This is a genomic window from Aquimarina sp. MMG015, assembly GCF_018100855.1.
Classification (GTDB): domain Bacteria; phylum Bacteroidota; class Bacteroidia; order Flavobacteriales; family Flavobacteriaceae; genus Aquimarina; species Aquimarina latercula.
On the sequence record NZ_JAGJEB010000010.1, the window covers coordinates 24,849 to 38,389 of the forward strand.

The 13,541-nt window shown below is 31.0% G+C and carries 10 protein-coding genes; 7 read left to right on the forward strand and 3 right to left on the reverse strand.

The genetic code is table 11. The features are described 5' to 3' along the window. Positions 1-566: 566 nt before the first annotated feature. Both J8L88_RS17755 and J8L88_RS17760 read left to right on the forward strand, forming a co-directional pair. Positions 567-3,569 (forward strand): Ig-like domain-containing protein, encoded by a 3,003-nt coding sequence (locus tag J8L88_RS17755; protein ID WP_211061460.1) that lies wholly within the window; start codon positions 567-569, stop codon positions 3,567-3,569. A gap of 709 nt (positions 3,570-4,278) precedes the next feature. Continuing rightward, positions 4,279-5,505, forward strand: coding sequence for a glycosyl hydrolase family 18 protein (locus J8L88_RS17760; protein ID WP_211061461.1), 1,227 nt, complete (start codon positions 4,279-4,281; stop codon positions 5,503-5,505). Positions 5,506-5,566: 61 nt separating this feature from the next. Here the strand turns inward: J8L88_RS17760 and J8L88_RS17765 are convergent, their stop codons facing one another. Further along, positions 5,567-6,850: a cystathionine gamma-synthase family protein gene (locus J8L88_RS17765; RefSeq protein WP_118385930.1), complete on the reverse strand. Its 1,284-nt coding sequence runs from the start codon at positions 6,848-6,850 to the stop codon at positions 5,567-5,569. Between the two features lie 203 nt (positions 6,851-7,053). On the opposite strand from J8L88_RS17765, the gene J8L88_RS17770 reads away from it, so the two are divergent. Continuing rightward, complete coding sequence (locus J8L88_RS17770) at positions 7,054-7,509, forward strand: Lrp/AsnC family transcriptional regulator (protein ID WP_118385929.1); 456 nt, start codon at positions 7,054-7,056, stop codon at positions 7,507-7,509. Between the two features lie 9 nt (positions 7,510-7,518). On the opposite strand, the gene J8L88_RS17775 is transcribed toward J8L88_RS17770, so the two are convergent. Then, positions 7,519-8,868, reverse strand: a complete 1,350-nt coding sequence (locus tag J8L88_RS17775) for an MFS transporter (protein ID WP_211061462.1) — start codon at positions 8,866-8,868, stop codon at positions 7,519-7,521. A gap of 206 nt (positions 8,869-9,074) precedes the next feature. Between J8L88_RS17775 and J8L88_RS17780 the strand changes: the two genes are divergently transcribed. Then, complete coding sequence (locus J8L88_RS17780; RefSeq protein ID WP_118385927.1) at positions 9,075-10,055, forward strand: lipid A deacylase LpxR family protein; 981 nt, start codon at positions 9,075-9,077, stop codon at positions 10,053-10,055. 15 nt (positions 10,056-10,070) lie between these two features. Here the strand turns inward: J8L88_RS17780 and holA are convergent, their stop codons facing one another. Beyond that, positions 10,071-11,075 (reverse strand): DNA polymerase III subunit delta, encoded by a 1,005-nt coding sequence (gene holA, locus J8L88_RS17785; protein ID WP_027393659.1) that lies wholly within the window; start codon positions 11,073-11,075, stop codon positions 10,071-10,073. Positions 11,076-11,101: 26 nt separating this feature from the next. On the opposite strand from holA, the gene J8L88_RS17790 reads away from it, so the two are divergent. From J8L88_RS17790 to J8L88_RS17800, 3 genes are all read left to right on the forward strand, one after another. Then, positions 11,102-11,545, forward strand: coding sequence for a type I restriction enzyme HsdR N-terminal domain-containing protein (locus tag J8L88_RS17790; protein WP_118385926.1), 444 nt, complete (start codon positions 11,102-11,104; stop codon positions 11,543-11,545). Positions 11,546-11,578: 33 nt separating this feature from the next. Further along, on the forward strand, positions 11,579-12,571 hold the full coding sequence (locus J8L88_RS17795) for a glycosyltransferase family 2 protein (RefSeq protein ID WP_118385925.1): 993 nt from the start codon (positions 11,579-11,581) through the stop codon (positions 12,569-12,571). 100 nt (positions 12,572-12,671) lie between these two features. Continuing rightward, positions 12,672-13,538 (forward strand): OmpA family protein, encoded by an 867-nt coding sequence (locus tag J8L88_RS17800; RefSeq protein ID WP_027393656.1) that lies wholly within the window; start codon positions 12,672-12,674, stop codon positions 13,536-13,538. The last annotated feature ends 3 nt before the right edge of the window (positions 13,539-13,541 follow it).

Below are 13,541 nucleotides of genomic sequence, written 5' to 3' on the forward strand. Positions count from 1 at the left end.
CATTATCTCCTGTTATTTTATTTAAATGATATTTCTTTTTGATAGTATGTTAGTTTTCGAATTATCTTTTTATGAAGATATTCCTTGTTCTATATTAATAAGGTAAAAAAGTCATTTTTATTTTCAAAAAAAACACCAAAACAAAACTAACAGCCAACAACACACTGATAAACAATATTTTACATCCTAAAAAACAATCTTTTGTTTACCTTTTATCAACTCCAATGAATCATTCTGATTACACAAAATCAACCTTTTAATAATTGATTTTCTTTTAAATACAAATAGTTTTACAATTCAAGTAATTATCTATTATTAAAACCAGAATTAATTTCAGTTAATTTCTTCTACATCATTTAACTATAAAATAATGCCTATGTAAAAAAAATTTAAAGCTTATAAATACAATCTTTTCTCCCTCTAGTATTAAAAAGTATTGAACAATCTGATATAGTTAAACTTAAATAATTGCTATGTTTCTATTCATTTAATATGATTGTTCTTTTCAAAATTCACTAGTCCTTTCCTATAAGGATCTTAACATTAATACTAACGTTTACAAAATCATGAAAAAAACTAATCTCAATAGATATTTCTATCTGTTACTTACCCTAATCTATTTCTCACCTTCAGGATATGCACAAATGATAATTATGTCGGACATTATTCCTGACAATACTGCAACTCATACTTCTATGAAAACTGGCGACTGGAACGATCCAAACACTTGGAATACAGGATCAATCCCTGGTTTAGCAGCCATTGTAGTAATCAAAAATGAACACACTATAACATACAATGTAAATAGTAATGCTCATATATTCGCAATACGTAACGAAGGTACAATGGTTTTTAGAGCCCCAGGAGGCGCTACAAGAAAATTAGTTGTAGACACCTTCTTTTGTGGTATGAAGTCTAATTTAGATATTAAAGCAAATCGACCAACAGATGGTACTATTGATATCCATTTTAAAGCGTTTGACATAGAAAAAAAGAAAAGAGGTGAAATCGGAGGAAATCGATGGAATGCACAAGCTAGAAGTCATTATTCTGATGAAAAACGGATGAATGATCATTTTGGAAATCGATTGTTTAGCGATGGTCCAGGTGTATTGGGCAGATATCAATGGGACCCAACCCAAGCCACATTAGGATTGATGACTATGAATGAAGTAACTATTCTTGGGCAAGAAAAAACACCATTCCTAAGAACTACAGGACCTACACCTAGAAGAAGAAATAAAACAACTCTTGAAGGCACTCCTACAAATTGGAATATAGGAGATGATGTGGTTTTATCAGGTACTCAAGGTATATTTAGAGTTAGAAATGATGGTATCAGAACACAGGACGAAGAATTCGTAATAGAAGCCATCAATGAAGAAACCAATGAAGTAACTTTTAATGCACAAACAAGAAATTCGCACCAAGGAATCCCAGAAAAAAATCTTTTTTGTCATTTATCAAACTTAACCCGAAACATTACATTTAAATCAATAGATTTTACCGATGGTAATAATAATGTAAATGATGATATTACTCGCAGAGGCCATACCATGTTTATGCGAACAACAGATGTTAAAATTCATTTTACAGCCTTCAAGGATCTTGGTAGAAGTAACAAACATAATATACTCGATGATTTTAAATATGGATTAAGAAGAACAGGCAGAGTAGATGAAGATGGAAAACCATTTGTTCAAATAAGAGATTTTGTTGAAGAAAAAGCAGATTCTACAGATATCGAAAATCAAAGGGGTCGATATGCAATGCATTTTCATAGAATGAAAGACTCACAAACCAAAATGGCCGAAGCACATGGATTAGCCGTCTGGGGCTCTCCTGGTTGGGGTATGGTACATCATGACAGCCATGCTTCTTTTGCTAATAATGTTGTGTACTTTGTGGATGGATCCGGTATGGTAGCAGAAAGTGGTTCTGAAACGGGAATTTGGGAGAACAATCTGGTTACCACCGCTAGACCAGATGGAAGAAACTATTATTTTGCCGATATGGATAGAGATGCTCCAAGTGCGCTTAACTCAATAGTATCAGACCTCCTAGATGATGATTTTAGAATTGGAGAAGCATATGGTTTACAAGGAAGAGCCGTACGAATGATAAATAATGTAGCTGCCTCATCCAGAGAAGCCTACGCTTATGATGGAGGTGGAACGGTTTTAAGCTTAAGAGATAAAGTAAGAACTAATGTGTACCCTGAAGATATCTTTCCACTGCAAGAATACATAGATCCTGCAGCTGCACCATTATTAGAATTTAACAACAATGAAGCCTATGGTTGTAGTAGCGGATTCAGATCTAAAGATAGAGCTGCTCAAGCATTTCATCACAATTTATCTATCATTGACAACCACACCACTTGGAATACTGGTAGAGCAATGTATATAACCACCAATTTTGGTTATATGATTCGTAATGCAAATTATTACAATGGGGATAGTGCTGGACTTGTAGGTGGTGATATGGACAATTTATGTTTAGTAAATACTACGTTCCATAATTGGAGAGGTGATGGATTTACAGATGGTCGTGGAACCAATTTTAACCCTGATCATAAATTGAATTTTGTGAATGTACGTATTCCAGGATTTAATAGAAATAGAATTTATGGACAATTGGATCGAAGTAATGAAAATGTATTCGATACTTCTGTATTAGAATCAAGTGTAGATGTAACCTTTTCACGTGATAGTGATATGGATACTCGAATTGATGTAAACACTAACGACTACACTGTGTTAGTGAGCGGAATGATTACAGATAGATTAGGAACATACCCTTTTGGGCATGGATATACAGATAGATTTCCTACTATAAGAAACAGAACATATGACTTTACAAATAAGGAAACTCTAGAAAATTATGTAAGACAATACGGTATTGCAGAAGATTCTAGAGGTACTTACACTACAATAACAGAATTTATATCGGATAGAGCAACCGGGGAAACTTTTGGTATAGATATTAGGATTAACATTATAGGGCTTAATGCTGAAGACTATCGAACGGGTGATGAGCCTGAATTAACTGTTCTGCAACCTACGGAAGCAACCACACTATTCGCTGGAGATGATATGATAGTCAGAGCCGAGGCAAATGATCCAGATGGAATAAAAGAAGTCCGATTATATGTTAACGGTGAGCTAATAAGAATAGACACTGAAGCTCCTTATAGTTGGGGAGGTAATTCTTCCTTACAAAATGTTACTGAGGGCCGTTATAGAATTAAGGTAGTTGCCATAGATAATACAGGTCAAAGAACTAAAAAAATTATCGTACTTAATGTATTACCAACAGCATTAAGAGATGCAGGATTTGATAAAGATAATACAGGAGCTATTATGGTTACTCCAAATCCTGCAACTGGATCAAATATTACTATATATCAAAAAGGAAATCTATACCTAAGATTGTATGATATTACTGGAAAAAAAATAATGAAATTAGATGTAAATTCTCAAGAACTAAACATAGACATATCAGAACTATCTAGCGGACTATACATCCTTAAATCGGATAAAACTAGTAGGAAATTTATCATTCAGTGATCTAAGAATTGAAGAAAATAAATAAAAAACCGGATGTATAAACATCCGGTTTTTGTCCCCATTATTATAACTAAGTATTAGAATTTCCCCCAAAATTCTAATATACTGTTTCTTCCAATTGACAATCACATCCTATCTGTGTATCGCATGGCTACAAGCCTTCGGAAGTTCTTTTAAAAATTTTTTTAAAAATTTGAAATTTATACGAAATGGTTTCATAATATTTTGTGTAAAATTGTTTTATATGATCTGAATTTTTATTTAAAAATAAATTTAAGTGGTCTTTTTAATCATATGAAATAATGATATTATTTATTATTTCATATTTAGCTATTATATTATCTATGAATAGCGTGACTGCTTGCTTTAGGTAGTTCTTGTAAAAAATCTAAAATAAAACGAAAGTTAATGCCCAGTAAGTTCATAATGCTGTATGTGTAAAAATTATTAGTTTGTCCTTATTAATTATTTCCGGTACAAATATACTTCAGGAATACAAACAGCGCAATGGGGGAAAACACCCGAAATGCATAGTGAGATATCCCCTAACAACAACCAAAACACTAACAAACAGCTGTTTACGTTGTTTTATTGTATTAAAAAAATATTTAAAATAGCATCATTTTTATAAAATCTATTATAATTTCAGGTGTTTTAATGAAAAACATAAAGCTATTTTTATTTATTATGTAAGTAATTCTAAAATATTATGAAGAAACTATTCTTTATCATTAGCACACTTATTCTTTTGATCAGCTGTAATACTAATAACGAACCTGAGCAAAAGAATAGAAGCCCAATACAATCTAATAATAGTAGTTACATTAGTGATCGTCAATTACAAAATCAGAAATTCGAAAATTATAGCTTTAAAAAAGAATCACAATGGGATAGTTTACATAAAAGAGTACACAAAAAAATAATTCACAAAAAAGGAAAGGTGCATCCAGATATAAAAACATTTGGCTGGCATATATACGCTAACGGCTCTTCCTATAAAAATTATAATTTTTCCATGTTATGGGGGCTCTCCTATTTTTCTTATGAGATACAACCAGAAACGGGCTGCTACAAAAGTATTCATCAATGGAAAACTACACCGCTAATTGATAGTGCTAAAACAAAAGGCTGTAAAGTGTTCTTATCAGTTTCTAATTTTGGTGGTAAAAACAACGGTACATTCTTAAAAAATCCAAAAGCTCAAAAAACACTAATAGATAGTATATCAAGTTTACTCGCTTTTAGATCTGCAGATGGTATAAATATTGATTTTGAAGGAGTATCAAAAGAAGATAAAGAAAACTATACTAATTTTATTATCGAAATTTCTAAAAGCCTAAAACAAGATAATCCTAATTACATGATATCTCTATGTCTTTATGCAATTGACTGGAATGATGTTTTTGACATACAAGCTATTGATCCATATATAGATTTTTATACATTAATGGGATATGATTATTATGGTAGTTTTAGTAAAACGACAGGACCTGTAACTCCTTTTAAAACAAGTCAACTATTTGGAAATGGCTTAGAAACATCTGTTGATTATTATAACAAGAAGGGGATACTCCTTAGTAAACTAATTATTGGATTGCCTTACTACGGAGCTGAGTGGTATACTAATAGTTCTGAAATAGGTGCAATAGTTAATAAATTTAAATCCCATCCAAGGTATCATACGATAAAGAATATATATATGGACTCACTAAAAATACCAGTTCAGTTTGATAAAAAAAGTTCTTCAAGTTACCTGATTATTGAAGATAGCAGCAAAAAATACAGACAATTATTTTTCGAAGACACTACATCGCTATCGATTAAATATGATTGGATAAAAAGCAATAAAATAGGAGGCGTTGGTATTTGGGCACTAGGATATGATGATGGTTATACGGAATTATGGGATTTATTAAATGAGAAATTTTCAGAATAACAGTAAAATATAAAAACCCAGACACTTTGTACCTGGGCTTTTTAACTTTGGATAACTATTTTTAAACAGTTTCTACTTCTAAAGCATTGGCTATATCAACCTTTTCTAATGCTTGCTCTAGATCCCATATCAAATCTTTAGCACTTTCTACTCCAATAGACAATCTCACTAATTGATCCGTAATATTCATCTGTTGTTGCTGTTCTTCGTTTACACCAGCATGTGTCATAGTTTTAGGATGTTCTGATAAACTTTCCGTCCCCCCTAAACTTACTGCTAGTTTCATTAATTTAAGATTATTAAGAAACATAAATGCTTCATTCTCACCACCGATAATATCAAAAGAAACCATTGCTCCTGGAGCAGAACATTGTTTCGTATAAATACTATGCGCCTCTGTTCCTTCTTTTAACAATCCTAAATAATACACTTTTTCTACTTTAGGATGTTTATCCAAATAATCAGCTACAATCTGAGCATTCTTAGTTTGCTGATCCATACGTACTTTTAGTGTTTCTAAGCTCCTTAACAATAACCAAGCTGTATGCGGACTTACCATATTACCTAAAAAAGTACGTAAAGTTTTAACTCGGATCATTAATTCCGCATTTCCTAAAACCGCTCCAGCAATAAGATCACTATGACCTCCTATATATTTGGTAGCAGAATACAATACCAGATCCGCACCACACTGCAATGGATGTTGCCATAAAGGCCCCATATATGTATTATCAACAGCAACCAGTGCTTTTCGATCCTCTGTACTATATTTAGCAGCAATCTGACTAAATTTTTCTATATCTACAATATCATTGGTTGGGTTTGCCGGGGTTTCTAAATAAATCATAGAAAGTTTATCTGCCTTACCCGAAGCTTCTATCATTTGCTCCACTTCTTCTATACTCTGGTTTGGCATTACCCCAATAGTATCAACTCCTATTTTATCTAAGAAATGATGAATAAAGTGATCCGTTCCTCCATAAACTGGATTACTATATACCAATAAATCACCTGGCTTTAAGAATTCTAATAATACCGTACTAATAGCAGACATTCCACTCTCAAATACAGCACAATCATCTGCTTTATCCCAAAGACATAATCGGTTTTCCAAAATTTCTAGATTAGGGTTATTAATTCTACTGTAGATCAATCCCAATTCTTCCTTTTCTGATTTCTCTCTTAGACCATAAGCTAATTCAAAAAATGCTTTCCCCTCTTCTGCTGTTTTAAAAACAAAAGTTGATGTTTGAAATATTGGACATTTAATGGCTCCTTCAGACAACTCTGGCTTATAACCATATGTCATCATTAAACTCTCTGGATTAAAATTGTGATCTTTCATTTCTTTGGTTTACTGTATTTATTAATTGTTCTAATGAATTTCTATAGAAGAAATAATTAGCGTTTATAACTATATAAAATTAGTCATAAAAGAAATAAAAACTGTTTTAATGTCAAATTTTAGAAATAAAACACATTATTATAACTTAAAAAGAATTTTATTCTATTTTTGATTACTTATGACAATTGAAAAAGAAAAATATTATGGATAAAACAGATCGATCTATTCTAAATTTATTACAAAAAGATGGAAAAATAACAATCAAAGAGATTGCAGAAAGATTAAACCTTACTACCACTCCTATTTTTGAAAGAGTAAAAAAATTAGAACGTGAAGGATTTATCAAATCGTATAAAGCGATTCTCGATAGAAAAAAAGCTGGTTTACAACTTATGGTGTTTTGCAATGTAACTTTAAACCTTCACCAAACAGATTATCTTAAAAAATTTGAAAAAGACATTCAGCAATTTCCAGAAGTTGTAGAATGCTACCACGTAGCCGGAATGTTTGATTATCTAATTAAGATATATGCAGAAGATATGGAAAGCTATCAGTATTTTCTTTCTAATAAATTAGCTTCACTAGAAAATATTTCTAAAGTACAAAGCTCGTTTGTGATGACTGAAGTAAAAGATTTTTCGTTTTTACCAATTCCTTAGAAAAAGCATCTATAATACCTCTGCAGTAGGATTCTCTATTGTCTTAGTATTCCTAGTTCGGATATAATTTATAAACAACAAAAGTAGAATCACTAAAAATATCCAAGAACCTATAATAAAAATAATTACTCCTATACTTTCAAACATAATTCCTCCTAGAACAAGTCCGAATATACTTGCTAAACTTCCCATACTATTCCCATATCCTTGAATTGCTCCTTGTATAGATCGATTTCCTGCTCTCGATAAAAGTGACAAAAAACTTGGCCACATTAATCCATTACCTAGTGATAGTATTGTATTCGCTATATAGAGTACAATAAGGTCATTAAAAGAAAGTAAGAAAAAACTTAATGACAACAATAATACACCTAATGTAATTAACATAATATTGGAAACCTTACCCGATAAAAAGGATAATAATGGTCCTTGTACAAGAATCATTATAAAACTAGAATATGCTAGAAAAATCCCCAAATCAACTGCGGTCCATTCTAACATAGTAGAAGCATATATCGGTAAACCAGCATAAAACAGGCTAAAAGCTAAAAAAGTCAAAAAATAAATTGAGAATAATAACGAAACTCCTTTTTGTTTCAATACACCTCTAAAAGTATTTATGTTTTTTGAAGTATCATTAACAACAGTCTCGTCAGAAAAGCAATCTTTATGTTCTACTTGAAAAAACCTTCTAAAAGATTTAAGATTTAAACTCCCTGTATCTACCATACAAGGGTTACTCTCTGGTAATCTAACAACAATCACTAAAATTGCTATTAATGAAATGATTGCGGCAAGAAGAATTGGTAATATTTCTCCTAAAATTGTTGAAGCTAATATTCCTGCAACAGCAGGTCCCAAAACAAAACCTAAACTTGTAGAAGCACCCATCATCCCAAAATTCTTATCCCTATCTTCATCGGTAGAAATATCAGATAAATAAGCATTCGCCACGGAAACATTTCCTCCTGTAAAACCATCAAAAATTCTAGCTAGAAAGAGTAATATCAAAGGAAGTGTCATAATATAATTACCCGTAAATTCTGAATTAGATGACCACAACTTAGTCTCAGGTAGTATTAATGCGATCAAAAATAGACACCAAGCAATAAAGGTTCCTGTTTGACTAATTACTAATACTTTTTTTCTTCCTATTTTATCAGAAAGTCTACCTAAAATTGGAGCTCCAATAAATTGAAAAAAAGGATACGTAGCACCTAAAATTCCATAAACAAATCCATTGCCCCCAAGATCCGTAACGATAAATATAAGAATAGGAATGACAATACTATATCCTAATATTCCTATGAAATTAACTAAGAGTATTGGAAAAATTGATTTCCTAAAGAAACGAAACATTTTCATTTATTAAATGTAATTGATTCAATTCCTAATTTAGTTAAAATACCATTAATTAGTATTAATATGTATGTTTCATAAAAGATCAGAAAATAGAATACTAAAAAACATAAAATTGTTTGGGATAATTTTAAAAGTTAAAAAGTACATACTCAAAAAGACTGATTTTTTATTTTTACAGGTAAAAGAATAAAAAGTAAGTCTAAATGAATTCAAAAATTACTATATCTCTATTTTTAATTTCTTTAATAACTATTTCTAACCTATTATCCCAGGCTAAGAAAGAAGCTTTTAAATCAGAATTAAAAGTGATTGTAGACAACGATATTTTTGCAGTTTTTCGTGATTCTGATCGATACTATTCTTATGGTATGGGAATAGAATATAGTTTTAACACTACCAAATTCTTAGGACTACAAAAACTATTTAAAAATAAAAAAGATGTGTTTTATTCGCTGGGTGCAAAAATTGAAGGATACACTCCGTCGCTAGTAAGAATATTTGCTGCTACTCCAGAAATAGAAGATAGAGATGATTTTGATCGTCCATTTGCTGGACTCTTATATGTATCATTAGGAACAACGTATACCTTTGAAAGATCTTTCTTAAAATCTGAAATTTTGACCGGTATCATTGGGCCGTCATCACAAGCTGGAGAGATACAAACTTGGTTTCATGAAAATATTACTGATGATCCCGTGTATGATGGTTGGCAGTTTCAATTAGAAGATCAATTCATATTTAATTTAAAAAGCTCTTTCACCTATGACTTACACCCTAATTCTAAATGGTTTAGTACCTACGTGGGTGGTAATGCTTATCTAGGAAATCTATACATTAGAGCTACTCCTCAGGCTGGTTTTAGAATTGGAGAATTTGAAAGTATTACTAAATCTAGTAGTTTTCAAAACTCATTATTATTACCTAAAAAACATTCCGAATTATTCTTTCAATTTAATGCAGAAACACGTTTTATTGCATATAATGCAACTATACAAGGTAATTTATTCGATGAAAAAGCTTATGGTATAGATGATCTAAATAATATTTCTTGGCATCTACGAAGTGGGTTGTATTATTCCTTGAATAAAATATCAATCAATTTTATTTATCACTGGTCAACAGGAGTATTAAATAGTACAGAAAATCATGGATATGGTACATTTAATATCGCATACCGTTTCTAATAAACGAGCAAAAATTTAATTCATTATTTTTACAAGTAATTCTTTCAGAATATCTCCTGGAGGAAGACCTGTAGCTCCTACTCCTTTACTTTTAACATCTGCTTCTCTTAATAGCGCAATAATTTGACTCACCTTTTTCATAGGATAATTACGACTGGCATCAGAATAATCACTTACAAAATATGGATTGATTCTTAGTGCACTGGCAACACTACGCTGAGATTTATCCGGTAATCCATGATACTGTAAAACCTGAGAAAAAAAACTATAAAGCAATGATATGGTAACTACTAATGGATTATCTTTAGGGTTCTGGGCAAAGTAATTGATAATTCTAAATGCCTTCATAACATCTCTAGTACCTATCGCCTTTCTTAATTCAAAATTGTTAAACTCCTTACTTATTCCAATATTTTCTTCGATTTTATCAGCTGTAATAGGTTGCCCTTTAGGAATAATCAGTTTTAGTTTTTCTAACTCGTTATTGATTTTGTTTAGATCTGTCCCCAAAAACTCCACTAACATCTGAGACGCTTTTGGTTCTATAGTGTATTTTGATCCAGCTAAAACTCTTCTTATCCAATCAGCTACCTGATTTTCATATAGTTTTTTACTTTCATAGATAATACCATTCTTAGCAACTATTTTATATAGTTTTTTTCGTTTATCTATCTTTTTATATTTGTAACAAACTACTAAAACTGTAGTTGGCTGAGGGTTTTCTGCATAATCCGCTAATTTCTCAATGGTTCTAGAAAGATCTTGTGCTTCCTTTACAATAACTACTTGACGTTCTGCCATCATTGGATATCGCTTAGCATTAGAAACGATATCTTCTACGCTAACATCACGACCATATAAAACCATTTGATTAAAACCTTTCTCCTCTTCTGCAAGCACATTTTTATCAATATATTCTGAAATTTTATCAATATAGTATGGTTCTTCGCCCATTAAAAAATAAATAGGCTTAATATTTCCATTCTTAATATCGCTTACTATCTGTTTTACTTCATCCATTCAGAAAAAATCATCAAATTTGTGCTATGCAAAACCTTAACTTTCCAGCATATCAGTTCAGGTTCAAAAGTAGCGAAAATAAAGTTTCTATTTTTGACAGAATACGCAAAAAATTTATCATTCTTACTCCGGAAGAATGGGTAAGACAGCATACAATTCATTATTTAATTGAAGAAAAGAAATATCCAGAAAGCCTTATTAATGTAGAAAAGCTGATCAAAGTTAATGATCTTAACAAGCGTTATGATATTATTGTTTTTAACCCAGATGGCAGTATCTATTTGATTATTGAATGTAAATCACATTCTGTAAGAATTACGCAAGAGGTGTTTGATCAAATAGCCAGATACAACTTAGTCTTGAACTCAGAATATCTTATGATCACTAATGGTCTGGACCATTATTATTGTCAAATGAATTATCAAGAAAAATGTTACACTTTTCTAAAAGATATTCCTGATTATAAATAGCTATTTATTATTATTTGCTTTTTATTTGCATCAGTGAATATAGCTATTGTCATATTAAATTGGAATGGGCGTTCGTTATTAGAACAATTCTTACCATCTGTTGTAAACCATTCAGAAGGAGCATCAGTGTATGTTGCTGATAATGCATCAACTGACGATTCTATAGAATATATTAAAACATCATTTCCTGAAGTACAAATTATCCAAAATGACAGCAATGGAGGATATTCTAAAGGATATAATGATGCTTTAAGCAAGGTCGATGCTGATATTTATTGCCTGCTAAATAGCGATGTAGAGGTTACTAAAAATTGGCTTACCCCTATTGCTGAAGCTTTTAAAAATTCTAAAAAAATTGGTGCAATACAGCCAAAAATTTTAGATTATAAAAAGATGAACTATTTCGAATATGCAGGTGCAGCAGGAGGGTTTATTGATAAATTCGGGTACCCTTATTGTAGAGGAAGAATTTTTGATACACTTGAAGAAGATAAAGGTCAATATGATGATACTTTAGATATATTTTGGGCAAGTGGCGCCTGTTTATTTATTAGGAAATCAGTTTTTGAAGAAGTTGACAAACTAGATGAAGATTTCTTTGCGCATCAAGAAGAAATCGATCTTTGTTGGCGAATACAAAATAATGGCTACCTAATTAAATATATAGGAACATCAAAAGTATACCATCTCGGTGGTGCTACACTAAACGCTATGAATCCAAAAAAAACATTTCTTAACTTCAGAAATAGTTTACTTATGATAGTAAAAAACACTTCTGGAGTTTTTAGTTGGTATATTATTTTAGTTAGATTACTGTTAGATGGAATTGCAGGTGTTAAATTTTTATTAGAAGGAAAACCCTCACATTGTTTAGCAATTCTTAAAGCTCATTTCAGCTTTTACAAAAATTTGCCAACTTTTGTTAAAAAACGTAAAAAATCAAGGGCTACAAGGAAATATTATTCCGTTTCTTCCGTTGTATGGCAGTATTATATTTTAAACAAAAAACTATTTAACCATTTGTAGGGTTATATTCATTAAATTATTGTTAATGGTACGATAATGCGTCACAATTTTAATAATTTTGAGTTATATAACCAGAATAAGACTAAAAACAGATTTTCTAATGAAAAAAGTAATGATTATCGGAGCTTCAATGGCTGTATTATTATCTTCTTGTGTATCACAGAAGAAATTTACAGATCTAGAAGCCAAGCAAAAAGAAACCCAAGATCTTTTAAATACCGCAACAGTTAAATTAAATAATTGTTTAGAAGAGAAAGCAAGTGAAAGTTCTGAATTAAAAGTTTTAAGAGATCAAGTAAGTAATCTTAAAAATCAAAATTCAGCCCTTTTAAATAATGTTGGTAATTTAGCTACATTATCTACCAAAGAGGCTGAGAACCTAGAGAGATCTTTAGAAAGTATTAAAGAAAAAGATCTACAGATAAAAACAATGAATGATGCACTGAATAAAAAAGATTCTGTAACATTAGCATTGGTTACTAGTTTAAAAGGAGCTTTAGGAAACCTTGCTGATGAAGATATTGAAGTAAATGTGGAGAAAGGTGTAGTTTATGTATCTATTTCTGATAAATTATTATTTAAGAGCGGTAGCTACAATGTTTCTACAAGAGCAAAAGAAGTATTAGGTAAAGTTGCTAAAGTAGTAAATGATAAACCTGATATCGAATTCTTAGTAGAAGGTCATACAGACAATGTGCCAATTAAGAACAAAGTTTTACTTGATAACTGGGATCTAAGTGTAAAAAGAGCTACTTCTGTAGTCAGAGTTTTACAAAAAGATTTTGGTGTAGATCCAAAACGTATGACTGCTGCAGGAAGAAGTTATTATGTGCCAATAGCTGATAACAATAGTGCAGCTAATAAAGCTAAAAACAGACGTACAAGAATTGTTGTACTTCCCAAATTAGATCAATTCTATAATATGATCGAGGATGGAATGAAAAAAGCAACCGAAGGCGGTAATTAAAAA

Coding starts and splice junctions, on each gene's coding strand:
- holA (WP_027393659.1), bottom strand. CDS start 11,075: ATGGATGAAGTAAAACAGATAGTAAGCGATATTAAGAATGGAAATATT.
- J8L88_RS17790 (WP_118385926.1), top strand. CDS start 11,102: ATGCAAAACCTTAACTTTCCAGCATATCAGTTCAGGTTCAAAAGTAGC.
- J8L88_RS17760 (WP_211061461.1), top strand. CDS start 4,279: ATGAAGAAACTATTCTTTATCATTAGCACACTTATTCTTTTGATCAGC.
- J8L88_RS17765 (WP_118385930.1), bottom strand. CDS start 6,850: ATGAAAGATCACAATTTTAATCCAGAGAGTTTAATGATGACATATGGT.
- J8L88_RS17755 (WP_211061460.1), top strand. CDS start 567: ATGAAAAAAACTAATCTCAATAGATATTTCTATCTGTTACTTACCCTA.
- J8L88_RS17780 (WP_118385927.1), top strand. CDS start 9,075: ATGAATTCAAAAATTACTATATCTCTATTTTTAATTTCTTTAATAACT.
- J8L88_RS17770 (WP_118385929.1), top strand. CDS start 7,054: ATGGATAAAACAGATCGATCTATTCTAAATTTATTACAAAAAGATGGA.
- J8L88_RS17775 (WP_211061462.1), bottom strand. CDS start 8,868: ATGTTTCGTTTCTTTAGGAAATCAATTTTTCCAATACTCTTAGTTAAT.
- J8L88_RS17800 (WP_027393656.1), top strand. CDS start 12,672: ATGAAAAAAGTAATGATTATCGGAGCTTCAATGGCTGTATTATTATCT.